The organism is Streptomyces umbrinus (assembly GCF_030817415.1).
Taxonomy (GTDB): domain Bacteria; phylum Actinomycetota; class Actinomycetes; order Streptomycetales; family Streptomycetaceae; genus Streptomyces; species Streptomyces umbrinus_A.
In genome coordinates this window covers 8,539,016-8,565,278 of the sequence record NZ_JAUSZI010000002.1, presented here as the reverse complement: position 1 = coordinate 8,565,278, position 26,263 = coordinate 8,539,016, and the positions used below count along the sequence as shown (strand labels likewise).

The 26,263-nt window shown below is 69.8% G+C and carries 20 protein-coding genes and 1 pseudogene; 1 reads left to right on the top strand and 20 read right to left on the bottom strand.

The window, feature by feature from the left end; translation table 11 throughout:
* Nucleotides 1-92: 92 nt before the first annotated feature.
* From QF035_RS37805 to QF035_RS37785, 5 genes are all read right to left on the bottom strand, one after another.
* Entirely contained in the window at nt 93-1,679 is a 1,587-nt protein-coding gene (locus QF035_RS37805) for a Na+/H+ antiporter (RefSeq protein ID WP_307525449.1), read from the bottom strand.
* A gap of 238 nt (nt 1,680-1,917) precedes the next feature.
* A complete protein-coding gene (locus QF035_RS37800; protein WP_307525447.1) occupies nt 1,918-2,388 on the bottom strand; it encodes a GNAT family N-acetyltransferase in 471 nt (156 codons plus the stop codon).
* The gene (locus QF035_RS37795; protein ID WP_269650347.1) at nt 2,385-3,329 is read right to left on the bottom strand and encodes an RluA family pseudouridine synthase; all 945 of its coding nucleotides are present in this window, start codon (nt 3,327-3,329) and stop codon (nt 2,385-2,387) included. Before QF035_RS37795 ends, QF035_RS37800 begins: the two co-directional genes overlap by 4 nt.
* 81 nt (nt 3,330-3,410) lie before the next feature.
* The gene (gene lspA / locus QF035_RS37790; RefSeq protein ID WP_307525444.1) at nt 3,411-4,085 is read right to left on the bottom strand and encodes a signal peptidase II; all 675 of its coding nucleotides are present in this window, start codon (nt 4,083-4,085) and stop codon (nt 3,411-3,413) included.
* Nucleotides 4,086-4,195: 110 nt separating this feature from the next.
* Nucleotides 4,196-5,221 (bottom strand): TraR/DksA family transcriptional regulator, encoded by a 1,026-nt coding sequence (locus tag QF035_RS37785; RefSeq protein ID WP_307525442.1) that lies wholly within the window; start codon nt 5,219-5,221, stop codon nt 4,196-4,198.
* A 622-nt stretch (nt 5,222-5,843) separates the two neighbouring features.
* Between QF035_RS37785 and ileS the strand changes: the two genes are divergently transcribed.
* Nucleotides 5,844-9,017: an isoleucine--tRNA ligase gene (gene ileS / locus QF035_RS37780; protein WP_307525440.1), complete on the top strand. Its 3,174-nt coding sequence runs from the start codon at nt 5,844-5,846 to the stop codon at nt 9,015-9,017.
* Nucleotides 9,018-9,234: 217 nt separating this feature from the next.
* Here the strand turns inward: ileS and QF035_RS37775 are convergent, their stop codons facing one another.
* The 15 genes and pseudogenes from QF035_RS37775 to QF035_RS37705 form a co-directional block, all read right to left on the bottom strand.
* The gene (locus tag QF035_RS37775; RefSeq protein WP_055612104.1) at nt 9,235-10,422 is read right to left on the bottom strand and encodes a DivIVA domain-containing protein; all 1,188 of its coding nucleotides are present in this window, start codon (nt 10,420-10,422) and stop codon (nt 9,235-9,237) included.
* Nucleotides 10,423-10,477: 55 nt separating this feature from the next.
* Complete coding sequence (locus QF035_RS37770) at nt 10,478-10,762, bottom strand: YggT family protein (RefSeq protein WP_055612103.1); 285 nt, start codon at nt 10,760-10,762, stop codon at nt 10,478-10,480.
* 50 nt (nt 10,763-10,812) lie between these two features.
* The gene (locus QF035_RS37765; protein ID WP_055612102.1) at nt 10,813-11,454 is read right to left on the bottom strand and encodes a cell division protein SepF; all 642 of its coding nucleotides are present in this window, start codon (nt 11,452-11,454) and stop codon (nt 10,813-10,815) included.
* A 128-nt stretch (nt 11,455-11,582) separates the two neighbouring features.
* Nucleotides 11,583-12,302, bottom strand: a complete 720-nt coding sequence (locus tag QF035_RS37760; RefSeq protein WP_307525436.1) for a YggS family pyridoxal phosphate-dependent enzyme — start codon at nt 12,300-12,302, stop codon at nt 11,583-11,585.
* 6 nt (nt 12,303-12,308) lie between these two features.
* Nucleotides 12,309-13,046 (bottom strand): peptidoglycan editing factor PgeF, encoded by a 738-nt coding sequence (pgeF, locus tag QF035_RS37755; RefSeq protein ID WP_307525434.1) that lies wholly within the window; start codon nt 13,044-13,046, stop codon nt 12,309-12,311.
* Nucleotides 13,043-14,239, bottom strand: a complete 1,197-nt coding sequence (gene ftsZ / locus QF035_RS37750) for a cell division protein FtsZ (RefSeq protein WP_055612099.1) — start codon at nt 14,237-14,239, stop codon at nt 13,043-13,045. The genes pgeF and ftsZ overlap by 4 nt, the downstream gene beginning before the upstream one ends.
* 275 nt (nt 14,240-14,514) lie before the next feature.
* Entirely contained in the window at nt 14,515-15,309 is a 795-nt protein-coding gene (locus QF035_RS37745) for a cell division protein FtsQ/DivIB (protein ID WP_307525432.1), read from the bottom strand.
* A 23-nt stretch (nt 15,310-15,332) separates the two neighbouring features.
* A complete protein-coding gene (murG, locus tag QF035_RS37740) occupies nt 15,333-16,421 on the bottom strand; it encodes an undecaprenyldiphospho-muramoylpentapeptide beta-N-acetylglucosaminyltransferase (RefSeq protein WP_269650340.1) in 1,089 nt (362 codons plus the stop codon).
* 6 nt (nt 16,422-16,427) lie between these two features.
* Nucleotides 16,428-17,792 carry a putative lipid II flippase FtsW gene (ftsW, locus tag QF035_RS37735; protein ID WP_269650339.1) on the bottom strand — a complete coding sequence of 455 codons (1,365 nt, stop codon included), beginning with the start codon at nt 17,790-17,792 and terminating at the stop codon, nt 16,428-16,430.
* Between the two features lie 214 nt (nt 17,793-18,006).
* On the bottom strand, nt 18,007-19,446 hold the full coding sequence (murD, locus tag QF035_RS37730) for a UDP-N-acetylmuramoyl-L-alanine--D-glutamate ligase (protein WP_307525428.1): 1,440 nt from the start codon (nt 19,444-19,446) through the stop codon (nt 18,007-18,009).
* The gene (mraY, locus tag QF035_RS37725; protein ID WP_055612094.1) at nt 19,428-20,498 is read right to left on the bottom strand and encodes a phospho-N-acetylmuramoyl-pentapeptide-transferase; all 1,071 of its coding nucleotides are present in this window, start codon (nt 20,496-20,498) and stop codon (nt 19,428-19,430) included. Before mraY ends, murD begins: the two co-directional genes overlap by 19 nt.
* Entirely contained in the window at nt 20,495-21,907 is a 1,413-nt protein-coding gene (locus QF035_RS37720) for a UDP-N-acetylmuramoyl-tripeptide--D-alanyl-D-alanine ligase (protein ID WP_307525425.1), read from the bottom strand. Before QF035_RS37720 ends, mraY begins: the two co-directional genes overlap by 4 nt.
* 4 nt (nt 21,908-21,911) lie before the next feature.
* Nucleotides 21,912-23,600: a UDP-N-acetylmuramoyl-L-alanyl-D-glutamate--2,6-diaminopimelate ligase gene (locus QF035_RS37715; RefSeq protein WP_307525423.1), complete on the bottom strand. Its 1,689-nt coding sequence runs from the start codon at nt 23,598-23,600 to the stop codon at nt 21,912-21,914.
* Between the two features lie 89 nt (nt 23,601-23,689).
* Nucleotides 23,690-25,472, bottom strand: a pseudogene (locus QF035_RS37710) (peptidoglycan D,D-transpeptidase FtsI family protein).
* A 173-nt stretch (nt 25,473-25,645) separates the two neighbouring features.
* Nucleotides 25,646-26,236, bottom strand: a complete 591-nt coding sequence (locus QF035_RS37705; protein ID WP_307525421.1) for an FtsB family cell division protein — start codon at nt 26,234-26,236, stop codon at nt 25,646-25,648.
* Nucleotides 26,237-26,263 lie beyond the last annotated feature (27 nt).

Here is a 26,263-nt window from a genome sequence, read left to right as displayed (position 1 = left end):
CACGCGCCGACGAACACGAGCCCCCACGAGAAACCAGCACCTTGCAGGCGAGGTTGAAACGGGCGGAGCGTGCGGGAAAGCCCAAAAAAGGATCACCGAAGGCTCCGCACATCCAGATGCCGCAACACCCGATCCACCACCTCAGGATCGGCCCCGACCTCACTCCGCGCGGCCAACACCTCATGCCGAGCCGCCGACAACATCTCCCCCTGAATCCGCCGAACCCGCTTGATCCGCCGAACCCGATGCTCGTGCCCCTCCCGCCGCTCGTCCTCCCCCATGTCGGGACTGATCCGGAACCCGATGTCGAAGGCCCGCCGCAGCAACTGCTCGGACAGCTCGTCCGGCAGCTCCTCGACCTCCTCGATCTCCCGCAGCCGCCGCTTCGCCGCCTTCGCCGCCCGCAGGGCCAGCGCCTTCTCGAACTCCTGCTCCCGATCCGTGTCGGCCCGTACCCCCAGCTTCCGGACCAGCCACGGCAGACTCAGCCCCTGCACCACGAGCGTCGCCATGATCACCCCGAACGCGATGAACACCATCTCGTCCCGGTCGGGAAACGGCGCCCCGCTGTCCGTCTCCAGCGGAATGGCCAACGCGAGGGCGACCGAGGCCACTCCTCGCATCCCGGCCCACCACATGACGACGGTCTCCCGCCAACTCGTCGGAATGTCCTCGTCGTGGTCCCGCTTCGCGTGCAACCGCTTCGTCAGCCAGGTCGCGGGGAGCAGATACGCCAGCCGTACGAACACGACGACCCCCACGATCGCGGCGGCCCACCCGAGCATCTCCTCCCACCGCCCCGACGCCGTCCTGATCGCGTTGTGCAGTTCGAGCCCGATGAGCCCGAACGCCACCCCGGTGACCAGCGTGTCGACGATGTCCCAGAACGTGTGCCCGGCGAGCCTCGTCATCACGTCGTCGGCGTCGTTCGCGTACTCCGCCAGGAACAACGCCGTGGTGAGCACCGCCAGCACCCCGGAGCCGTGCAGCTCCTCGGCCAGCACGTACGAGGCGTACGGCACGATCAGGGTCAGCCCGATCTGCAGCGTCGGGTCCCCGAGGTAGTCCATCAGCCGGTTCGTGCCCCAACCGAGCCCGAAACCCATCGCCACGGCGACGACGGCGGACAGCAGGAAGTCGAGCGCGGCACTCGGCAGCGAGAAGGTGCCGCTGACGGCGGCCGCGATGGCGACGTGGTACAGCACGATGGCCGTCACGTCGTTGAACAGCCCCTCGCCCTCCAGGATCGACACCAGCCGGCGCGGCAGCCCGAGCTTGCCCGCGACGGCGGTCGCCGCGACCGGGTCGGGCGGCGCCACCAGCGCACCGAGCGCCACGGCGGCGGCGATCGGCAGCCCGGGCACGATCGCGTGGGCGACCACGGCCACCACGGCGGTCGTGACGAACACCAGCGCCACGGCGAGCAGGAAGATCGGCCGTTTGTTGGCCGTGAACTGCCGCCAGGAGGTACGTCGTACGGCGGCGTACAGCAGCGGTGGAAGCAGCGCGGGCAGAATCAGCTCGGGCGGAATATCCACGTTCGGTACGAAGTCGAGGACGGCCAGCACGATACCGAGCAGCGTCATCAGCACCGGGGAGGGAAGCCCGAGGCGGTCCCCCAACGGGACGCTCAGCACAGCCCCGAGCAACATCACGAACAACAGGGCCAACTGATCCACGGTCAGCGCTCCGGACTGGGTCTAGACGATCAAGAACAACCAGACCCCAAGCGTGCCACTGAACCCGCCCGTCATTTCAAACGCCGAGCAACAGACGCGCCCCTATAAGGGGCGCGGGGAACTGCGCAGTCTTTTGCTTTTAGGGGCGCGGGGCTGCGTACATATGCGGCTCCGCCGCGTGGGCGCGACCAGCCCCCACCGGCCCGCAGCCAGAATCGCAACCGGAACCTCTGCCGCCCTAAAGACTCCGTCGCATCGCCAGATGCGATATCCCCGCATCGAAGAACTCCGGCCCGTAAGCCACATACCCCAACCGCTCATAAAACCCGAGCGCATGGGTCTGCGCGTGCAGATCCACCGCCGTCAGCCCACGCGCGCGTGCCGCGTCCTCGATGCCCCGCACGAGCGCGACCCCGACACCGAGCCCACGCGCGGCCTTGAGGACGGCGAGCCGCCCCAGCGACCCGACACCGGGCTCACCACCGGTCTTGGCGGCCGCCACCTCGCCGTACAGCAACCGCCCCGCACCGAACGGCAGCCCGTCCTCGCGCACAGCGAGAACATGCACGGCATCGGCGTCGTACGCGTCGTACTCGAGGTCCTCAGGGACCCCCTGCTCGACGACGAAGACCTCCTTGCGCACCGCGAAGCAGGCCTCACGGTCGGCGGGGTCCTCGGCCACGCGCACCACGTAGGACGACGGGCTCATGCGTAGCTTTCCTCCCGGACGCGGTCCAGCGCCTGCTGCAGGTCCTCGGCGTAGCCGCTCTCGAACTCGACCCACTGGCCGTCCCCGGGGTGCTCGAAGCCGAGCTTCACGGCCTGCAGCCACTGCCGGGTGAGCCCGAGCCGCTTGGCGAGCGTCGGGTCCGCGCCGTACGTCAGGTCACCGACGCAGGGGTGCCGGTGGGCCGACATGTGGACGCGGATCTGGTGCGTGCGCCCGGTCTCCAGCTTGATGTCGAGCAGCGAGGCCGCGCGGAACGCCTCGATCAGGTCGTAGTGCGTCACGGAGGGCTTGCCCTCGGCCGTGACCGCCCACTTGTAGTCATGGTTCGGGTGCCGGCCGATGGGGGCGTCGATCGTGCCGCTGGTCGGGTCCGGGTGGCCCTGGACGAGCGCGTGGTAACGCTTGTCGACCGTGCGCTCCTTGAACTGGCGCTTCAGCGACGTGTACGCGTACTCCGACTTGGCGACCACCATCAGGCCCGAGGTGCCCACGTCCAGGCGGTGCACGATGCCCTGGCGCTCCGAGGCGCCCGAGGTGGAGATCCGGTATCCGGCGGCGGCGAGCCCGCCGATGACGGTCGGCCCCGACCAGCCGGGGCTGGGATGCGCGGCGACGCCGACCGGCTTGACGATCACGACCACGTCGTCGTCGTCGTGCACGATCTCCATGCCCTCGACGGGCTCGGCGACGATCTGCACGGGCGCGGGCGCCTGCGGCATCTCGACCTCGAGCCAGGCGCCTCCGTGGACCCGCTCGGACTTACCGACCACCGAGCCGTCGACCGTGACCTTCCCCGCCGCGGCAAGCTCGGCGGCCTTCGTGCGGGAGAAGCCGAACATGCGGGAGATGGCGGCGTCGACACGCTCGCCCTCCAGGCCGTCGGGCACGGGCAGGTTACGGATCTCGGGACTGGTGCTCACCCGTCGAGTATGCCGGACAGGTCCGACACCCCTGACCAGAGCCCGAACAACAGTGCCCCCGAAAGCCCCGCGGGCCGGCCTTCAGTCCTTGTGGACGGTGCCGTCCGGGTCGAGCCCGCGGAAGGACAGCAGCACGATCAGGATGCCGCCGCAGACGATCGCGGAGTCGGCGAGGTTGAAGACCGCGAAGTGCTTGGGCGCGATGAAGTCGACGACCGCGCCCTCGAAGACGCCCGGCGCACGGAAGATCCGGTCGGTGAGGTTGCCGAGCGCACCGCCGAGCAGCAGGCCGAGCGCGATCGCCCAGGGAAGGCTGTAGAGCTTGCGGGCGAGCCGGGCGATCACCACGATCACGGCCGCGGCGATCACCGTGAAGATGACGGTGAAGGCCTCGCCGATACCGAAGGCCGCGCCCGCGTTGCGGATCGCCTCGAACCTCAGCCAGTCCCCGATGATCTCGATCGGCTCGTGGTGCTCCAGCTTCGCGACCACGATCATCTTGCTGATCAGGTCCAGCGCGTACGCGAGGACGGCGACCGTGAACAGCACGGCGATCCGGCGCCTGCCCCTGGAGGGCTCGGCCGGGGCCGCCGCTTCCTCGGAACCGGAGTCGGAGCCCTGGCTCCCGGCCGGGTCCTGCGCCCCCTGGGCATCGGACCGCTCGCCCGCCGCCGCGCTCTGGTCGGTCTGCTCCGGCTCGGCGCCAGCCGCCTCCGGGATATCCGGCGTACCGATGATCCGCTCCGCCTCTGCCACGTGAGTCCCTCAACCTAGGTGCCTGACTGAGGACGAGAGTACGGCACGGCCCACCGCGCCCATGTGCTCAGGAGGCGCACCGGGCCGATCAGTATCGGATCATTGGCCGATCAGTAACGGCGCTCCTGCTTCTGCTTGCACTCGACGCACAGGGTGGCACGCGGGAAGGCCTGCATACGGGCCTTCCCGATGGGGTTGCCACAGCTCTCGCAGAGCCCGTAGGTGCCCGCGTCCAGGCGTTCGAGGGCGCGCTCGTCCTGCTCCAGCATCTCCCTGGCGTTGGCCGCGAGCGCCATCTCGCTCTCGCGCGTGATGTTCTTGGTACCGGTGTCGGCCTGGTCGTCGCCCGCGCCGTCCCCGGAGTCACGCATCAGACCCGCCAGGGATTCCTCGGAGTGCGTGATCTCGGCGCGCAGCCGCAGGGCCTCCGACATCAGCCCCGTGCGTGCCTCCGCGACCTCCTCGGGGGTCCAGGGGTTCTCACCGGGGCGTACCGCGAGCTCGCCGGGCTCCGCCGCGGCGATCCGCGCCTTGGGGACCGCGGTGGTCTTCTTCGCCGCCGTGGCCGTGCCAGGAGTCTTCTTCGCTACCACCGTCGTGGCTCCCGTCGTCTTCGCGGCCTCCGCCGCACCCTCGGCCGCGGTAGCGACCGCCTTCTTGGCCGTACGTGTGCCCTTCCTGCCCGCCTTCTGCGAGGGCTCGGCGGCGGAGACGCCCGCCTCGCCCGCCCCCTTGCCGGCGGCACTCCTCTTGGCGGCCTTCTTCGCAGGAACCGCCTTGGCAGCCGCCTTCTTGGTGGAGGCCTTCTTGGTACCGGCCCTCTTCGTAGCGGCCGTTTCGGCGACCGCCCCCTCCGTGGAGGTCGCTGCCGCGACCGTCTTCCTCGAGACGGCCGCCCCCGCACCGGCCCTCTTCGAAGCAGCCACTTTCTTGGTGGCCGACTCCTTGGTGGCGACTTTCGTAGTGACCGACTTCTTGGCGGCAGCTTTCCTGGTGGCCGTTTTCCTGCCGGCCGTCTTCGTGCCGCCGACCGTCTTCTTGGCCTCGCCCTGCTTCGCCGCGCCCTTCTCGGAACGCTCCGCCCCCATGGATCTGCCGGATGCCGACTGCTGTACGGCGGTCTTCTTCGCCACCATGGCCGCGGCCCCTTCACATATTGTGATCTTGCTCGCGAATCGTGCTGGGACGATAAATCGACTTGAGTCCCGCGGCAACGGGGCACGCCGCCCGATTCGCCCGCCCCGCCCGTACCGCGCGGCGAGCCTGCAAGCGTTGTGCCCAGCTCCCCGCCGGGTAATCCGCCGAGTCGGCCGTCCCGGGATGCGAACACGGCCGCCTCGGCATTCGGGTCAGTCCGCACGCCTCCCCGGCGCCCCGCCACCCCTCGCCCACGGGCCCGGGAAAACCGGTCGGCCGCTGTCCGCCCGGCGCCGTACACTGGGCGGAGCGAGAAGCGTGGATGGGGACGAGTAGCGGCGTACGCAGCCAGGAGCGACCCGGGGACGGTGCGAGCCCGGGGGCCGGCGCGACGTGAAGATCACCCCGGAGCCGCCGGAAGAAAGCCGCAGCCGAGAGGCACGAAAGGCAGCGGCCGGTAGACCCGGCATCGCGACCCCAATGAGGGGGCTCACCGGCGCGCAGGAAGCGGCGGAGAGCCAAGGAGGGTGGTACCGCGGGAGCGCGCCGCACACGGCGTAGGTGACAACACAGCTCTCGTCCCTCCGGACGGAAGGCAGAAAGTCCGCCGGAGGAAGCTCGTTGAATACGCAGCCGAGTACACAGCCGCAGTACCGCCAGGTGCCCGCCCAGGTCGACCTGTCCGCCCTCGAGCACGCCGTGCTCGACTTCTGGCGCGAGCAGAAGATCTTCGCCAAGACCCTGGAGCAGTCCGAGGGCCGCCCGGAGTGGGTGTTCTACGAGGGCCCGCCCACGGCCAACGGCATGCCCGGTGCCCACCACATCGAGGCGCGCGTCTTCAAGGACGTCTTCCCGCGCTTCCGCACCATGCGCGGCTACCACGTGGCCCGCAAGGCCGGCTGGGACTGCCACGGCCTCCCCGTGGAGCTGGCGGTCGAGAAGGAGCTCGGCTTCACCGGCAAGAAGGACATCGAGGCGTACGGCATCGCCGAGTTCAACGCCAAGTGCCGCGAGTCCGTGACCCGCCACACCGACGCCTTCGAAGAGCTCACGACCCGCATGGGTTACTGGACCGACCTGAACGACCCGTACCGCACGATGGACCCCGAGTACATCGAGTCCGTGTGGTGGTCGCTCAAGGAGATCTTCAACAAGGGCCTGCTGGTCCAGGACCACCGCGTCGCCCCCTGGTGCCCGCGCTGCGGCACGGGCCTCTCCGACCACGAGCTGGCGCAGGGCTACGAGACGGTCGTCGACCCCTCGGTGTTCGTCCGTTTCCCGCTCACCTCCGGTCCCCTCGCGGGCGAGGCCGCGCTCCTGGTGTGGACGACGACCCCGTGGACCCTGGTGTCCAACACCGCGGTCGCCGCCCACCCCGAGGTCACCTACGTCGTCGCGACGAACGGCGAGGAGAAGCTCGTCGTCGCCGAGCCGCTCGTCGAGAAGGCACTCGGCGAGGGCTGGGAGACCACCGGCCAGTCCTTCGCGGGCACCGAGATGGAGCGCTGGACGTACCAACGTCCGTTCGAGCTGGTCGAGTTCCCGAAGGACGAGCCCGCCCACTACGTGGTGAACGCGGAGTACGTCACGACCGAGGACGGCACGGGTCTGGTTCACCAGTCCCCCGCCTTCGGTGAGGAAGACCTCAAGGTCTGCCGCGAGTACGGCCTGCCCGTGGTGAACCCGGTCCGCCCCGACGGCACGTTCGAGGAGAACGTCCCCCTGGTCGGCGGCGTCTTCTTCAAGAAGGCCGACGAGAAGCTCACCGAGGACCTCCAGCAGCGCGGCCTGCTCTTCAAGCACATCCCGTACGAGCACAGCTACCCGCACTGCTGGCGCTGCCACACCGCGCTCCTCTACTACGCGCAGCCGTCCTGGTACATCCGCACCACGGCCATCAAGGACCGCCTCCTCCAGGAGAACGAGAAGACCAACTGGTACCCGGACTCGGTCAAGACCGGCCGGTACGGCGACTGGCTGAACAACAACATCGACTGGGCGCTGTCCCGCAACCGCTACTGGGGCACCCCGCTGCCGATCTGGCGCTGCGAGGACGACCACCTCACGGTCGTCGGCTCCCGCGCCGAGCTCTCCGAGCTGACGGGCACGGACCAGTCGGACCTCGACCCGCACCGCCCGTTCATCGACGAGGTCACCTTCGCCTGCCCCCAGTGCGAGAAGACGGCCACGCGCGTGCCGGAGGTCATCGACGCCTGGTACGACTCGGGTTCGATGCCGTTCGCGCAGTGGGGCTACCCGTACAAGAACAAGGAGCTCTTCGAGTCCCGCTACCCGGCGCAGTTCATCAGCGAGGCCATCGACCAGACCCGCGGCTGGTTCTACACGCTGATGGCGGTCGGCACGCTCGTCTTCGACAAGTCGTCGTACGAGAACGTGGTGTGCCTGGGCCACATCCTCGCCGAGGACGGCCGCAAGATGTCCAAGCACCTGGGCAACATCCTGCAGCCGATCCCGCTGATGGACCAGCACGGCGCGGACGCGGTCCGTTGGTTCATGGCGGCCGGCGGCTCCCCCTGGGCGGCCCGCCGCGTCGGCCACGGCACCATCCAGGAGGTCGTCCGCAAGACGCTCCTCACGTACTGGAACACGGTCGCCTTCCAGGCCCTGTACGCCCGCACGTCCAACTGGGCGCCCAGCGAGGCCGATCCGGCCCCGGCGGAGAGGCCCGTTCTCGACCGCTGGCTCCTCTCCGAACTCCACGCGCTCACCGACCAGGTGACGCAGGCTCTGGAGGCGTACGACACCCAGCGCGCCGGCAAGCTCCTCTCGGCGTTCGTCGACGACCTGTCCAACTGGTACGTACGCCGCTCGCGTCGCCGCTTCTGGCAGGGCGACAAGGCTGCGCTGCGCACCCTGCACGAGGTCGTCGAGACGGTCACGCGCCTGATGGCCCCGCTGACCCCGTTCATCACCGAGCGGGTCTGGCAGGACCTGGTGGTGCCCGTGACGCCGGGCGCCCCCGAGTCCGTACACCTGACGTCCTGGCCGGAGGCGGACCTGTCCGTCATCGACCCGGAGCTGTCCATGCAGATGGTGCTCGTACGCCGTCTCGTGGAGCTGGGCCGTGCCACGCGCGCGGAGTCGGGTGTGAAGACGCGTCAGCCGCTGTCCCGCGCGCTGGTGGCAGCGACCGGGTTCGGGTCCCTCGACCGTGAACTGCACGCGCAGATCACGGAGGAGCTGAACGTGAGCTCGCTGGCCTCGCTCTCCGAGGTGGGCGGCTCGCTGGTCGACACGACCGCCAAGGCCAACTTCCGCGCGCTGGGCAAGCGGTTCGGCAAGGGCGTCCAGGCGGTGGCCAAGGCCGTCGCCGAGGCCGACGCGGCCGCGCTGTCCCTGGCCCTGCGCGAGGGCACGGCGTCGGTGGAGGTCGACGGCGAGACCATCACGCTCGCCCCGGACGAGGTGATCATCACGGAGACCCCGCGCGAGGGCTGGTCCGTCGCCTCGGACTCCGGTGCGACGGTCGCCCTGGACCTGGAGATCACCGAGGAACTGCGTCAGGCCGGCCTGGCCCGTGACGCGATCCGCCTGATCCAGGAGGCCCGCAAGAACAGCGGCCTGGACGTGGCCGACCGGATCGCCCTGCGCTGGACGTCCACGGACCCGAAGGTGATCGCGGCGCTCTCCGAGCACTCCGCCCTCATCGCCGACGAGGTCCTCGCCACGGCCTTCTTGAATGAGCACAGCGGCCAGGGTGAGACGGACGACACGTACGGCGCCCCGTTCACGGACGAGTCCCTGTCGCTGACGTTCCGCCTCCGCAAGGCGTAGCGACAGCCTCGAAGGCCCGGTCCCGCCAAAGATCTTGGCGGGACCGGGCCTTCGGCGTTGCGTGCCCGCGTACAGCTGCCCGCGTCCTCCGAACGAACGCACGCCCACGCGCGGAGGCGAAGGGGCCGCAGACGCCCACGCAAAAGGGCGGAGCCCCGGATGGTTATCCGGGGCTCCGCCCTGAACGCTGCCGACGCCTAAGGCGTACGGGAGGCCGTCAGTTGTCGTCCTCGTCGATCAGGAAGCCACGCATCGGCGAGGGCGCCTGCTGCATGGGCGAGGGGCCCTGCGGCCGGACCGGCGCCATCGGCTGGGTCATGGCCGGCGACATCTGCTGCTGACCACCGTAGGACGGCGGGGCCGGAGCCGGGCCACCCATCTGCTGGCCACCGTAGGACGGCGCGCTCGCCCCGGCCGGAGCCATGGACGGGCTCGGCGACGACGGAAGCGACGCGGCGGCCGGAGCACGCGGCGGAGCCAGCGAGTCGTCGGCCTGGGTCTCCAGCTGACGCAGCTGCGACTCCAGGTAGGACTTCAGACGCGTGCGGTACTCGCGCTCGAAGCCGCGCAGGTCCTCGACCTTGCGCTCCAGCGTGGCGCGAGCGGACTCCAGGGAGCCCATCGCCACGCGGTGCTTCTCCTGCGCGTCCCGCTCAAGAGCGTCGGCCTTGGCACGGGCGTCGCGCTCCAGACCCTCGGCGCGGCTGCGGGCCTCGCCGACGATCTTGTTGGCCTCGGAACGGGCCTCGGCGATCGCCTGGTCGGCGGTCTGCTGCGCCAGCGAGAGGACACGGGCGGCGCTGTCGCCACCGGGGCCCTGACCGGGCTGACCCATCTGTGGGCCACCGTGACCGCCCATCGGTCCACCCATGGGACCGCCCATCGGGCCGCCCATCTGCTGGGGCATCTGCTGCTGCATCTGACCCTGCATCTGCTGCTGCATCTGACCGGGACCCTGACCCATGGGGCCCTGGCCCATCGGACCCTGACCCATCGGGCCGGGACCCTGCTGGCCACCCTGGGCACTGGGGCCCGCGGGCAGCTGCGGCGCACCGCTCGGCAGCTGGGGCGGGCCGCCCATGGGGCCGCCCATCTGCTGCTGCGGCGGACCCGATATGCCGGCGGGCACGGGAGCGCCGGGACCGCGCATACCCTGCGGCGGACCCTGTTGTTGCTGCGGATCCTGCTGTTCGGGCGGCTTGCGCATGCCCTGCTGCTGGTTCTGCGCGGCGGCGCGTGTGGCGGCGGCCAGCTTGGCGCGCAGGTCCTCGTTCTCGCGGAGCAGGCGGGTCAGTTCGGCTTCGACCTCATCGAGGAAGGCATCGACCTCGTCCTCGTCATAGCCTTCTCGGAGGCGGACGGTCGTGAACTGCTTGTTCCGCACGTCCTCGGGGGTCAACGGCATCTCTTCACCTCAACGTAGTCGTCGGCATCGTCGGCGTTCGGCAAGACCGTATCGTTCACAGCCGGCTCACAACGGAGATCAGGATGTAGACGATGATCATCAGTACGAAGAAGGACAGGTCGAGCGCCACGCCCCCGAGACGCAGCGGCGGAATGAACCGCCGCAGAAGCTTGAGCGGTGGATCAGTGACAGTGTAGGTGGCCTCCAGAACGACCACCATCGCCTTGCCGGGTTGCCATGAGCGGGCGAACTGGAAGACGTAGTCCATGACCAGCCGGAAGATCAGCACGATGAGGAAACACATCAGCGCGACGTAGAGAACCTGCGCAACCACGCTCATGATCCGTGCTTCCCTCTCCCCTGTTTCCGTGCCTTGTCCGGTCCTGCGTCTCAGCTCTGGTTGAAGAACCCGCCCTCTGCGATGCGAGCCTTGTCCTCCGCCGTGACATCGACGTTAGCAGGCGACAACAGGAACACCTTCTGCGTCACCCGCTCGATGCTCCCGTGAAGACCAAACACCAAACCGGCCGCAAAGTCGACAAGTCGCTTCGCGTCTGTGTCATCCATCTCAGTCAGATTCATGATCACCGGGGTGCCCTCACGGAAGTGTTCCCCGATGGTACGGGCCTCGTTGTAGGTCCGGGGGTGCAGTGTGGTGATCCTGTACGGCTCTCGTTCCGACACGACCTTGGGCATGATCACCGGTGCGTTCTTCTCCAGGCTTTGACGTTCTTGTGTGATGGACGCCACGGGGGCGATACGCGCCGGACGCCCTGATTCCGCGGTGAGCGAAGCGGAATGTGACACGGGATCGCGCTGTACGGGCGGTTGCACCACTCGTACCGATTCGTCCCGTTGGGACTGATGCGGCTGGTGTGATTGATGCGACGGCTCGTGCCGTCGGCGGTCCCGCTCGGGCTCCGGGTCAAGCTCGGGCTCGAAGTCGTCGTCGGGGTCGAAGCCCCTGCCGTCGTACCCATCGTCCTCCACGAGGCCGAGGTAGACCGCCATCTTGCGCATCGCGCCGGCCATGCTCTGAGTCCTCCGCTCTGTGGTGGATCGGCTGACTATTGCCAAGTGCCCGCGATCCACGAGGTCGTTATGCCCACCTATGGTGGTAATGACCATATTTTCTGCTGTGGTCCGACTTCTTGGCGACGTTACCCGAGCCTGGGGCGGACTCCGAGTACCGCAGTACCGACGCGCACATGTGTCGCTCCGGCCGCCACGGCCTGTTCGAGGTCCGCACTCATCCCTGCCGAGACCATGTTCGCAGCCGGATGGGCGCTGCGCAGGTCAGTCGACAAATCCATCAGCCGCTCGAACGCCGCCAGTTCACGCCCGGCGTACGGTCCGGAGAGCGGGGCGACGGTCATCAGTCCGTCGAGCCTCAGCCCCGGAGCCTCGGCCACGAAGCCGGCCAACTCCTCGATATCACCGCTCCCTACACCACCACGCTCCCCCCGTCCAGTCTCTTCGGCATCGAGCGCGACCTGGATGAGGCACCCCAGCTCGCGCTCCCGCCGCACCGCCTCCTTCGACAGGGCGGTGACGAGCCGGGCCCGGTCGACGGACTGCACGACATCCGCGTAACCGACCACGGAACGCACCTTGTTGGTCTGCAACTGACCGACAAAGTGCCAGGAGAGGGGCAGATCGGAGCAGGCCGCGGCCTTGGGCGCCGCGTCCTGGTCGCGGTTCTCGGCGACGTGGCGCACACCGAGTTCCGACAGGATCCGCACATCGTCGGCCGGATAGGTCTTGGTGACCACGATCAGGGTCACTTCTTCGCGCTTGCGCCCGGCGGCCACACACGCCGCCGCAATGCGCTCTTCCACTTTCGCCAGGTTTCCGGCGAGTTGAGCCTTACGGTCCGTCATGCCCCATCAGTCCAGCCACACATAGCCCGCGAGCCGCCCCGTGGTGCGGTCCCGGCGGTACGAGAAGTGATCATCGGACTCCAGCGTGCACACCGGCGACTGCTCCCGGTCGCGCACCCCGAGCCGCTCCAGTTGCGCGTGCACCCCCGCGGTCACGTCGACCGCCGGCGTGCCCCAACTCGTCTCGGCGTACGCCGCGGGCTCGACGGCGGCGACCTCGGCGCGCATCGTGTCCGGTACTTCGTAGCAGCGACCGCAGACGGCGGGGCCGGTGCGGGCGACGATCCGGGCGGGCTCGGCGCCGAGTTCGACCATGGCCGCGACCGCGGCGGGCACGACGCCGGCGACCATGCCGGGCCGTCCCGCGTGGGCACCGGCCACGACACCGGCGACGGGGTCGGCGAGCAGTACGGGCGTGCAGTCCGCGGTGAGCACCGCGAGCGCGAGGCCCCGGCGCCTGGTGACCACGGCGTCCACCCGCGGCACCGGACGGTCTCCCCACGGCTCGTCGACGACGGCGACATCGGGCCCGTGCACCTGGTTCATCCAGACGACCAGATCGGGGTCGAGGCCGAGCGACTTGGCGGCCAGCTCCCGGTTGGCGCGTACGGAGTCGGGGTCGTCGCCGACCGCACCGCCGAGATTGAGCTCCTCGTACGGAACGGCGCTCACCCCGCCCCACCGGTCGGTGAAGGCGAAGTGCGCGCCGCTCGCAGTGCCCACTACGGAGCGCTGTCCTATCACTTGAGGAAGTCCGGCACGTCCAGCTCTTCGGCCGCGCTGTCCGAGTACGTGCGCGACGGCGGGACCGGCGGGGAGACCGACGGCAGTTCGTTGCTCACGGGCTCCGGAGTCGGCTCCGGGGCCTCCTTCGGCGTGACGCTGCCCAGCGAGCCGAAGGACGGGCGGCTGTCGCCCGACCGGGCCGGTGTGGGCTCGTCGCGCTTGGCGGAGGACGAGCCGAGCACGGTGTCCCGCTTGGACGGGGGCTGTCCGCCGTCGAAGCCGGCCGCGATGACGGTGACCCGGACCTCGTCGCCGAGCGCGTCGTCGATGACCGCGCCGAAGATGATGTTGGCCTCGGGGTGCGCGGCCTCGCTCACCAGCTGGGCGGCCTCGTTGATCTCGAACAGGCCGAGGTCGGAGCCGCCGGAGATGGAGAGCAGCACGCCTCGGGCGCCGTCGATGGACGCCTCCAGGAGGGGCGAGGAGATCGCCATCTCGGCCGCGGCCACCGCGCGGTCGTCGCCGCGGGCCGAGCCGATGCCCATGAGCGCCGAACCCGCCTCGGACATCACGGACTTGACGTCGGCGAAGTCGAGGTTGATCAGACCGGGCGTGGTGATGAGGTCGGTGATGCCCTGAACACCGGAGAGCAGGACCTGGTCCGCCGACTTGAAGGCGTCGAGGACCGAGACCTGGCGGTCCGAGATGGACAGCAGCCGGTCGTTGGGGATGACGATGAGGGTGTCGACCTCTTCGCGGAGTTCCGCGATGCCGTCCTCGGCCTGGTTGGCGCGGCGCCGTCCCTCGAAGGTGAACGGACGCGTGACCACGCCGATGGTGAGCGCGCCGAGCGAGCGGGCGATGTTGGCCACGACGGGTGCGCCGCCGGTGCCGGTGCCGCCGCCCTCGCCGGCTGTCACGAAGACCATGTCGGCCCCCTTGAGGACCTCCTCGATCTCCTCGCGGTGGTCCTCCGCCGCCTTGCGGCCGACGGCCGGGTTGGCTCCGGCGCCGAGTCCGCGGGTGAGTTCGCGGCCGACGTCGAGCTTGACGTCGGCGTCGCTCATCAACAGCGCCTGGGCGTCGGTGTTGATGGCGATGAACTCGACACCCTTGAGACCGACCTCGATCATCCGGTTGATGGCATTGACACCACCGCCGCCGACACCGATGACTTTGATGACTGCGAGGTAGTTCTGCGGTGCTGCCACGTCGAAGGCCTCTCGCCTCGAGTTACGTGTCGCCGCCTCGCACGTTCGCGATCCGACGACTGATGCCGAATGGGACGGTCCGAACGCCGACCCGAACCCTAACGCTGAAGTTTAGGGTTACCAGTGTGTCTGTTCCTTGGACTCTTCCGAACAGGACACTAAGTCGACAAGTGGCGCACGTTCAACGAACACGCCGAACCTCCCGTTTTTCTTTTCACCCTATGTGATCAGCCGTAGCGCTGCCCAACCAGGGTGCTGGCCTGCGCGGATGTGCGTCAACTCCCCGATGACGCAGGGGCGGTGGGAACGCTGACATCGAAGTGCCGGGCCTCTGGAGCGGCTTTCATGAGAGCGCTGAGCGTACGGGCCTTGACGCCGCTCTTCTCGCCACTTCCCCACAGGACGGTCCGGTTGCCGCTCAACTCCAGCGAGATGGAGTCGTACGAACGGACCTTGACGGTCCGGGTGTCACGCGCGACCGCGGCCGGAAGGGAACCCGCGACGCGTACCGCCTCACGCATCAGCCGGTCGGTCCCGAAGCGGCGCAGGCCCGCGGACCGGGAGACCGTCAATTCCAGTGCGGGAACGCCCTTCGGGGCGCGCGAAACGGTGGCATATCGCACTCCCTTGGCGTCCACTTCGATGAACTTTCCGCCCTTTTCGGCAACGAGAACCGGAGTGCGTTCGATCACTTTCAGCCCGATTCCATGGGGCCAGGAACGGACGACGTCAACCGAGTCAATTCGGGGCAATTTCCGGCGCAGTCTCGCCTCAATCACATCGGTGTCGACTGAAATCAACGGCGATCCGACCGGAACATCGGCCGCCTCGACGACCTGATCGGGTGTCAGAACCCGTGTCCCCGAAGCCGATACGCGCTCGACGCGCAGCCACTGCGAGCCGTAGAGCACCCAGAGACAGCCCGCGGCGAGCAACGCGAGACAGACAACCAAAATGATGAGCCTACGAGGCTTCGGGAGCCTCTTGAGAAGAGGTGGCCGGGGCGGGCCGGAGTCCGGATCCTGTCGGGCTTGCCGTTCGCCGCGTTCGGCGGTGGTCGGTCCGGCCACGCTCCCCTGCCTTCTGCCACGCGCTAACGGCGTGACGCGATCGCCTCGTACACCATCCCGACGAGCAGGTCGTCGGCGTCCCGGCGGCCGAACTCGGAGGCGGCGCGGGACATCTCGAACAGCCGGTGCGGATCGGCGAGCACGGGCAGGACGTTGCTCTGCACCCACTGCGGCGTCAGTTCCGCGTCGTCGATCAGCAGTCCGCCGCCGGCCTTGACCACCGGCTGGGCGTTGAGCCGCTGTTCGCCGTTGCCGATGGGCAGCGGGACATAGACGGCGGGGAGCCCGACGGCGGAGAGTTCGGCGACGGTCATCGCGCCCGCGCGGCAGAGCATCATGTCGGCCGCGGCGTACGCGAGGTCCATCCGGTCCACGTACGGTACCGGGATGTACGGGGGCATCCCCGGCATCTGGTGGACCTGCGGCAGTTCGTTCTTCGGGCCGACCGCGTGCAGGATCTGGATCCCGGCCTGCTGGAGGTACGGGGCGGCCTGCTGGACCACCTCGTTGAGGCGGCGGGCGCCCTGCGAGCCGCCGGAGACCAGCAGGGTCGGCAGGGCGGGGTCGAGCCCGAACGCGGCGCGTGCCTGCGGGCGTACGGCGGCCCGGTCGAGTGTGGCGATCGAGCGGCGCAGCGGGATGCCGATGTAACGGGCGCCACGGAGCTTGCTGTCGGGGGTGGAGACGGCGACCTGGGCCGCGTACCGCGAGCCGATCTTGTTGGCCAGGCCCGGGCGGGCGTTGGCCTCGTGGATGACGATCGGGACGCCGAGGCGCTTGGCCGCGAGGTAGGCGGGCAGGGCGACATAGCCGCCGAAGCCGACGACCGCGTCGGCCTTGGTGCGTTCCAGGATCTGCTCGGCCGCCTTGATCGTGCCACGCAGCCGTCCGGGGACGGTGATCAGCTCGGGGGTGGGCTTGCGCGGCAGCGGCACCGCGGGGATCAGCGCGAGTTCATAGCCTCGCTCTGGTACGAGTCGGGTCTCGAGTCCGCGCTCCGTGCCCAGGGCCGTGATACCCACGGTCGGGTCCTGCCTGCGCAGGGCGTCCGCGAGGGCGAGCGCGGGCTCGATGTGGCCGGCGGTCCCCCCACCGGCGAGTACGACATGCACCGAAATTCACCGCTCTCCGGACGAACGCGCCGCGGCGCGCCGTCGCATCGTGTTCCATCTCCGAGGCCCCGCGGCCCCTGCGGAGCCTCTCACCGCAGCCCGCTTTCTGCCAAAGCGGGGTTGCCGCATCGCAAGCGCCGCCCGCGCAGCGGGATCCTCCCGCGCGAAGGCGATCAGGAGCCCGATGGCGAACATGGTCGGAAGCAGGGCGGATCCCCCGTAGGAGAACAGCGGGAGAGGGACGCCGGCGATCGGCAGCAGCCCGAGCACCGCACCGATGTTGATCACGGCCTGGGCCGTGATCCAGGTGGTCACGCCTCCCGCGGCATACCTCACGAAGGGGTCCTCCGTGCGTCCGGCCACGCGGATACCCGCATAGCCTAGAGCCGCGAAGAGTGCGAGTACCGACAGCGTCCCCGCGAGGCCCAGTTCCTCACCGGTGATGGCGAAGATGAAGTCGGTGTGGGCTTCGGGCAGTTGCCCCCATTTCTCCACACTGGCGCCGAGGCCGGAGCCGAACAGCCCGCCGGAGGCGAGGGCGTAGATGCCGTGCACGGCCTGCCAGCAGTCGACGGGGCCCGACTGGGGTTCGGTGGCTCCCAGGCAGGAGAGGCGGGCCATGCGGTTCGGGCTGGTCTTGATGAGGATGAAGCCGATGGTCAGGGCGACCGCGAGCACGCCCCCGAAGAGCCGTGTGGGCGCCCCCGCGAGCCACAGCAGCCCGAACAGGATCGCGGTGAGGATGATCGCCGTACCCATGTCGCCGCCGAGCATGATCAGCCCGAGCAGCATGAAGGCCACCGGAACGAGCGGCACCAGCATGTGCTTCCACTGCGTCAGCAGCCGCTTGTCCTGTTTGCGGGCGAGCAGGTCGGCTCCCCACAGGACGAGGGCGAGCTTGCCGAACTCGCTGGGCTGGAGCTGGAAGGGGCCGCCGACCGAGATCCAGTTCTGGTTGCCGTTGACCGCGACTCCTATCCCCGGCACCTGGACGAGGATCATCAGGAAGACGGAGCCGAGCAGCATCGGGTAGGCCAGCGCCCGGTGCAGCTTGGACGGCATCCGCGAGGCGGCGAGCAGCAGCAGACCGCCGAGCACGGCGGCGAGGAACTGCTTGCGGAAGAAGTACGACCCGGGCAGCGAAAGCTGGAGCGCGGTGATCTGCGAGGCGGAGTACACCATCACCAGTCCGAGGACGGTGATCAGGAGGCTGCCGCCGAGGATCAGGTAGTAGGCGGTCAGCGGCCGGTCCCAGGCACGGCGTACGCGCGTGTAGAGGCGTCCTACGGGGTTGTCGCGAGGGGGGCGGGGGCCGGCGGGCCGGCGGGGGGCGCGCTGGACGGGAGGACGCCCCGTACGGCTACTGGACATCGGCGGCACCTGCCATGCCGTGGGAGGGCGCCCCGCCGGTGATCTCCCCGGGCCGTACGCCCGAAATCTCCCCGGACCGTTCGGGCCCTGGGGGCGGGACGGGCCGGCACAGTGCCGTGCCACCGGCAGAAAGCCACCGACGAAGCCCCAGCCGGATCCGTGTCACGCGTCCCTCCCAGGTGTGCCCGGCGCCGCCGGGCGAGGCGGACCCGGGTCAGCCGTCGACGGCGCCGAGTTCGCGAACCGCCTCCGCGAAAGCGTCGCCGCGCTTGTTGTAGTTGGTGAACATGTCCATGGACGCACAGGCCGGCGCCAGTAGGACAGTGTCTCCCGGCTCGGAGAGCCGTGCGGCCTCACGGACCGCCGCGAGCATCGCCCCAGTGTCTGTCCGGTCGAGGTCGACCACGGGTACTTCCGGCGCGTGTCGCGCGAGCGCTTCACGGATGAGGGCCCGGTCGGCGCCGAACAGGACGACGCCCCGCAGTCGCTTTGCCGACTTGGCGACCAGCTCGTCGAAGGTCGCGCCCTTGGCGAGCCCGCCGGCGATCCACACGATCGACTCGTACGCCGCCAAAGAGGCTTCCGCCGCATGCGTGTTGGTGGCCTTGGAGTCGTCGATGTAGGCGACCCGGTCCACGTCGGCCACGTGCTGGATGCGGTGGGCGTCGGGCTTGAAGGCCCGCAGCCCGTCCCGTACGGCCGCGGCGGGCACTCCGAAGGCGCGGGCCAGGGCCGCCGCCGCAAGGGCGTTGGCGATGTTGTGCGGGGCGGGCGGGCTGACGTCCGCGACCTCGGCGAGTTCCTGGGCCTGCTTGTGCCGGTCCTCGACGAAGGCGCGGTCGACCAGGATGCCCTCCACGACGCCGAGTTGGGACGGGCCCGGGGTGCCGAGGGTGAAGCCGACCGCCCGGCAGCCCTCCTCGACGTCCGCCCCGCGCACCAGGTCCTCGGTCGCCTTGTCGGCCGTGTTGTAGACGCAGGCGACCCGATTGCCCTCGTAGATACGCCCCTTGTCGGCGGCGTACGCCTCCATGGAGCCGTGCCAGTCGAGGTGGTCCGGGGCGAGGTTCAGGACGGCGGCGGAGTGGGCGCGCAGCGAGGGCGCCCAGTGGAGCTGGTAGCTGGACAGCTCGACGGCCAGTACGTCGTAGGCGTCGTCGCCTTCCTGGACCACGTCGACGATCGGGGTGCCGATGTTGCCCACGGCGGCCGTACGAAGGCCCGCGGCGGCCAGGATCGAGGCGAGCATCCGGGTCGTGGTGGTCTTGCCGTTGGTGCCCGTGATGGCGAGCCAGGGGGCGGCGTCTGGGCCCCGCAGGCGCCAGGCGATCTCCACGTCGCCGACGACGTCCACGCCCGCCTCGGCGGCGGCCTGGAAGAGGGGGCTGGTCGGCTTCCAGCCCGGCGACGTGACCACGAGGTCGGTGCCCTCGGGAAGCGTCTCGGCGTCCGCGAGACGTACCGAAATCCCTTCCCCCTCAAGGGAGGCGGCCCGCTCGCGGTGGGCCTCCGAGGAGCCCCCGTCGACGACCGTGACCGACGCGCCGAGGCCGGCCAGGGCGCGGGCGGCGCTGATGCCGCTCACGCCGAGACCGGCGACGGTGATGTTCATGCTCTGCCAGTCGAGGGCGGTCGTCACTTCTGGGCTGCCCATCCCGCGTAGAAGAGGCCGAGTCCGACGATCACGCACATGCCCTGGATGATCCAGAAGCGGACCACCACAAGGACCTCGGACCACCCCTTGAGTTCGAAGTGGTGCTGGAGTGGTGCCATTCGGAAGACGCGCTTGCCGGTGAGGCGGAACGAGCCGACCTGGATGACGACCGACATGGTGATCAGGACGAAGAGACCGCCGAGCAGCGCGACGAGCAGCTCGGTGCGGGAGCAGATCGCGAGGCCGGCGAGCGCGCCGCCGAGGGCCAGCGAACCGGTGTCACCCATGAAGATCTTGGCGGGCGAGGTGTTCCACCACAGGAAGCCGAAGCAGGCGCCCATCAGGGCCGCGGCGACGACGGCGAGGTCGAGCGGATCCCGTACCTCGTAACAGGCGGCCGGGTTGGTGAGGGTCTGCGCGTTGGCGCAGGACTCCTGGAACTGCCAGACACCGATGAAGGTGTACGCGCCGAAGACCATCACGGAGGCACCGGTGGCGAGGCCGTCCAGGCCGTCGGTGAGGTTCACGCCGTTCGACATCGCGAGGATCATGAACAGCGCCCAGACCACGAACAGCACCGGGCCGATGGACCAGCCGAAGTCCTGCACGAAGGAGAGCTTGGTGGAGGCCGGGGTGTTGTTGAGGTTGTCCGGGAACTGCAGCGAGAGCACCGCGAAGGAGACACCGACGATCAGCTGGCCGGCCATCTTCGCCTTGGCCCGCAGACCGAGCGACCGGCGCTTGACGATCTTGATGTAGTCGTCGAGGAAGCCGACCAGGCCCATGCCCGTCATCAGGCCGAGCACCAGCACTCCGGAGAATCTCGGCGGCTGGCCGGTGATCACCTTGCTGAGGAAGTACGCCAGGAGCGTGGCCAGGATGAAGGCGATGCCACCCATGGTCGGCGTACCGCGCTTGGCGTGGTGCTCGCGCGGGCCGTCGTCGCGGATGTACTGGCCGTAGCCCTTGCGGGCCAGCAGCTTGATCAGCATGGGAGTGCCCACGAGAGTCAGGAAGAGGCCGATGACTCCCGCGAAGAGGATCTGATTCATCGGACGGCAACCTCACCCTCGGTGCCCTCGACCAGCGCCTCTGCGACCCGCTCCAGGCCGACCGAACGGGACGCCTTCACGAGTACGACGTCTCCCGGGCGCAGTTGACTGCGCAACAGGTCGATCGCCGCCTGTGTGTCGGACACGTGCACCGACTCCTCACCCCACGAACCCTCGTTATATGCGCCCAGTTGCAGCCAGGACGCTTCCCTGCCCCCGACCGCGACGAGCTTGCCGACATTGAGCCGGACGGCGAGCCGTCCGACCGCGTCGTGCTCGGCGAGCGCCTCGTCCCCGAGCTCGGCCATCTGACCGAGCACCGCCCAGGTCCGCCGCCCCTTGCCCATGGCCGCGAGCGCGCGCAGGGCGGCTCGCATGGACTCGGGGTTCGCGTTGTAGGCGTCGTTGACGACCGTCACGCCGTCCAGGCGCTCGGTGACCTCCATGCGCCAGCGGGAGAGGGAGCCCGCCTCGGAGAGCGCGGTGGCGATCTCGTCTGCGGACATGCCCAGCTCATGGGCGACGGCGGCCGCGGCGAGCGCGTTCGACACGTGGTGCTCACCGTACAGGCGCATGGTCACGTCGCTGCACCCGGAGGGTGTGTGAAGGCTGAACGCGGGCTGTCCGCTCTCCATGAGCGTCACGTTCTCGGCCCGTACGTCCGCTTCGCCGGACTCTCCGAAGAGGATCACGCGTGCTTTCGTCCGCGAGGCCATGGCTCGTACGAGGGGATCGTCGGCGTTCAGGATCGCGACGCCGCCCGCGTCCGCCGGGGGCAGGCCCTCCACCAACTCGCCCTTGGCCTGGGCGATTTGTTCGCGGCCGCCGAACTCGCCGATGTGGGCGGTGCCGACGTTCAGGACGAGGCCGACCTTAGGGGGCGTCAGATCCGTGAGGTACCGGATGTGGCCGATGCCGCGGGCCCCCATCTCCAGGACCAGGAACCGGGTCTCCTCGGTGGCGCTGAGGGCCGTGAGCGGCAGCCCGATCTCGTTGTTGAGCGAGCCCGGCGTGAAGACCGTCGGCGCCTTGCGCTGCAGCACCTGGGCGATCAGGTCCTTGGTGCTGGTCTTGCCCGCGGAGCCGGTGAGGGCCACGAGGGTCGCGCCGAGCCGTTCGACGACATGGCGTGCGAGGGCGCCCAGGGCCGTCTGGACGTCGTCCACGACGATCGCGGGCACGCCGACGGGCCGTGACGCCAGCACGGCCGCCGCGCCCGCCTCGACGACGCTCGCCGCGAAGTCGTGGCCGTCCACGCGCTCGCCCACGAAGGCGACGAAGAGGCTGCCTGGCTCCACCTCACGGGAGTCTCTGACGACCCGTCCGGTGACCTGGACCGACGGATCCGGTATGTCGTGTGTCTGCCCGCCGACGACTGAGGCGATCTCGGCGAGAGAGAGGGCGATCACAAGTTCATCCCTGGGTCTTCTGGATAGCTTCGCGAAGCACCTGGCGGTCGTCGAAGGGACGGACCACTCCGGCGATGTCCTGGCCCTGCTCATGACCCTTGCCCGCGACCAGCACCGTGTCGCCCGGCTGTGCGCGGGCGACGGCCGCGGCGATCGCGGCGGCCCGGTCCTCGAAGACCTGGACCTCTCCGCGCTCGTACGCCGGTACCTCGGCGGCACCCGCGAGCATCGTGGCGAGGATCGCGAGGGGGTCCTCGGAGCGGGGGTTGTCCGATGTCAGTACGGCGGTGTCGGCGAGCCGGGCCGCGGCGGCGCCCATGGGCATCCGCTTGGTCTTGTCCCGGTCCCCGCCGCAGCCGAGGACGATGTGCAGCCGGCCCTCGGTGACCTTGCGCAGGGCCCGCAGCACGGACTCCACGGCGTCCGTCTTGTGCGCGTAGTCGACGACCGCGAGGTACGGCTGTCCTGCGTCCACGCGCTCCAGCCGGCCCGGCACGCCCGGTACGGCGGCGATGCCGTCCGCGGCGGTCTGCGGGTCGAGCCCGGCGACGGCGAGGGAGACGATCGCCGCGAGCGTGTTGGCGACGTTGAAGGGGCCCGCGAGCGGCGACTTGGCGGTGATGCGCTCGCCCTTGGGGCCGACCGCGACGAACACCGAGTCCATCGGGCCGACCTGGACCTCCTCGGCCCGCCAGTCGGCGTCCGGGTGGCCCTCCGCGGAGAACGTCACCACGGGCACCGTGGCCTCCTTGGCGAGCCTGCGACCGTACTCGTCGTCGAGGTTGACCACGCCGAGCCTGCTGCGTTCCGGCGTGAACAGCTGTGCCTTGGCCCGGAAGTAGTCCTCCATGTCGGAGTGGAACTCCATGTGTTCCGGGCTGAGGTTGTTGAAGACCGCGATGTCGAAGACACAGCCGTCGACCCGGCCGAGGACCAGCGCGTGGCTGGAGACCTCCATGGCGACCGCGTCGACGCCGCGCTCGCGCATGACGGCGAACAGCGCCTGGAGATCGGTCGCTTCGGGGGTCGTGCGCTCCGACTTGATGCGCTCGTCGCCGATGCGCATCTCCACGGTGCCGATGAGCCCGGTGCTGCGGACCGTCTTCAGACCGCCCTCGACGAGGTACGCCGTCGTGGTCTTGCCGGACGTGCCGGTGATGCCGATCTGGAGCAGGTCGCGGCCGGGGTGACCGTAGATGGAGGCGGCCAGCTCGCCCATCTGCCCGCGCGGGTCGTCGACGACGAGGACCGGCAGACCGGTGGCCGCCGCGCGCTCGGCACCCGTCGGGTCGGTCAGCACGGCGACGGCACCGAGGCCGGCCGCCTGCGTCACGAAGTCGGCGCCGTGCATCCGGGCGCCCGGCAGCGCGGCGTAGAGGTCGCCGGGGCGCACGGCCCGGGAGTCATGGGTGATGCCCGTGACCTCGACGGCGCCCTGCGCGCCCTGCGGCGCCGGAGCCGCCATCTGATCGGCGACTACCGCCACGAGCTCCGCGAGGGGTGTGGCGGAGTTCTGAACCGGTCGCGGCGGCCCCGGATATGTCACAGGAACGCCCTTCTGGGTGGTTTGGGACTGATCAGCGTGTGGCACGGCGGTGAGCGTACCGGGCACACCCCCGCCGGAGCGAAGCGAGGGGCGTGGCGGAGTGTGCGGCGTGCCGCGGTTCCCGGGGTCGGGAGTGATCGTTGTCACGAGCTGTTCCTGGTCGGTGATCCGGGGTGCTGGAGCATGGCGTTCCGGTCGGTGCCGATGAGGGCCCGGCCCGGGCTGGTCGGGGCTGGTCAGGGCGTGAAAGTGACGGGAAGTCTGGCGGCCTGGGCCCCGGTGGGCGGTACCTGGAGGGTCTTCAGGGCGAACTCCAGCACCTCCTTGTAGACGGGCCCGCAGATCTGACCGCCGAAGTAGCTCCCCTTGGTGGCGTTCTGGATGGCGCAGTAGACGGTGACCCGGGGGTTGTCCGCGGGCGCGAATCCGGCGAAGGAAGAGGTATAGCCGTGGTAGCGGCCGGTGGCCGGATCCACACGGTTGGCCGTGCCGGTCTTGCCCGCGACGCGGTAGCCGGGGATACGCGCCTTGGTGCCCGTACCCTCCCGGTCGTCCACGACGGACTCCAGCATCTGTGCCAGGGTCTTCGCCGTCTTCTCGCTGACGACCCGTGTCTCCTTGGGCTTGGCGGCCGGGGTGAAGCGTCCGTCGGGGCCCTTCGTGCCGCGGACCAGGGTCGGTTCGATCCGTACGCCGCCGTTGGCGATCGTCGAGTAGACGGAGGCGGCCTGCATCGCGTTGATCGACACGCCCTGGCCGAAAGGAATCGTGTACTGCTGGGAGGTCGACCACTGGCCGGCGGGCGCGAGGATGCCCCTCGTCTCGCCGGGGAAGCCGAGCCCCGTGTAGTCGCCGATTGCCGAACTTGCGCAGATACGAGTAGAGGACCTGGTTGGCCTCCTGCTGCGTCTTGCCCAGCTGGCCGGTCGCCAGGATGGTGCCGATGTTGCTGGACTTGGCGAGGACGCCGTTGAGCGTCAGGTACCAGGTCGGGTGGTCGATGTCGTCGCGGAAGAGCCGGTCGCCGCGGTGCAGCCGGTTCGGCACGGTCACGTGCGTCGCGGGCGTGGCGGCGTTCTCCTCCAGGACGGCGGCCATCGACATGACCTTGGCGGTCGAGCCGGGCTCGTAGGCGTCTTCGAGGCCCCAGTTGTGCAGGGCGTTCCCGTCGGCCTTGGAGAGGTCGTTCGGGTCGAAGCCGGGCGAGTTGGCCATCGCGAGGATCTCGCCGGTCTTGTTGTCCTGCACTATGACGTAACCGCGGTCCGCCTTGGACTCCTTCACCTGCTCGGCGATGGCGTTCTGGGCGGCCCACTGGATGTCGCGGTCGATGGTCAGCTCGACCTCGGAACCGGCCACGGCGGGCTTCTCGGTGGAGCCCGCGGTCGGCACCTGGCGGCCGCCGGACTGGGCGTAGCGGATCTCGCCGTCCTTGCCCGACAGCTCCTTGTTCAGCTGCTGCTCGATGCCGCCGCCGCCCTTGCCGTCGGCGTTGACCCATCCCACTATCCCGGCGCCGAGCTCACCGTTCGGATAGACCCGCTTGCTGCTGGGCTCCTGGAGGACGCCCGCCAGGACGTTCACCTCCGACCCGTCCTCGCCCGCCTTGTCGGCGAGCGTGCTCTTCAGATCCTTGATCTGCGTCCAGACCTGGGGGGTCTGGCGCCGGGCGAGCACGACGTACCGGGTGTTCTTGGTCCGGAGCTTCGCGGCGAGTTCGTCGGGGTCCTTGTCGAGGATCGGGCCGAGCAGGGCGGCGGCCTGCTCGGGGGCGTCGCCGATCTTCGTCGCCTTCCGTGTGAACAGCGTGGGGTCGGCGGTGATGTCGTTGGCGTCCACGCTGATCGCCAGGTCGACACCGTTGCGGTCGGTGATACCTCCGCGCTCGGCGGTCAGGGTGCGGCTGAGGTACCGGTTCTTCTCGGCCTTGGCGGTGTACTCGTTCGCGTCGACGGCCTGCACCTGGAGGAGCCGGACGACGAAGGCGATCAGTACGAGGGCCAGCGCGAGGCTGACCAGGCGCAGCCGCGGCCTGGGGCTGCCGAGGCGGATGACGCGCGGGCCCGGGCCCTGCCCCCGGGACGGGGCCGGACGGCGGGCGGGGCGTGCGCCGGGCCCCGGCCGCCGCTGGCTGCCGGGCCGGGCGGGCGAGGGCACCCGGCGGCGGGGGGGTTCCCTGTCGGACACTTCCGTCACCTGCCGGGATTCGTAGCGGGCTGCGTGGGCTGGGGGGACGGCTCCGTGACCGTCTCCGCGAGCGGATCCGGCGCCGCGGTGGGCACGGCGGGTGCGGTGGGTGCCGGGGTCTCAGTCGGCGTCGAGGACCCCGCGGATGCCTGGCTCTCGGTGGGCGTCGGGGACGGCGCGGGGAGGAGCACCTCGGGCGGGCCGATCACGGGGACAGACACGGACGACTGCTCGGCGGCCGCGCTGGGAACGCCGCGGACGCTGCCGTCGGGGTTGAGGAAGGCCGGGTCGCCACCGGGCACCATGCCCAGCTCGCGGGCGCGGCGCTGGAGTGCGTCGGGGGCGGAGTAGGCGTCCACGTCCCGCTGGAGCGCCTGCTCCTCGTCGGTGAGGCTCTTGGTGTCCCTCTGGAGGTCGTCGAGCTGGAACGACCCTTCGCTGAGCGCGGAGTTCAGGACCAGGAGTCCGATCAGGCCGCCGCCGAGCAGCAGCACGACCAGGAGCACGAAGGGCGTACGGGCGGCCTGTCCGGGGCCCGTCGGGAAGAGTCGCGCGAGCCGGGCCGCCCTCCCTCGCAGTTCGGGTCTGCTACTCACTCGCCCTCCCGCTGAGCCGGCGTTCTC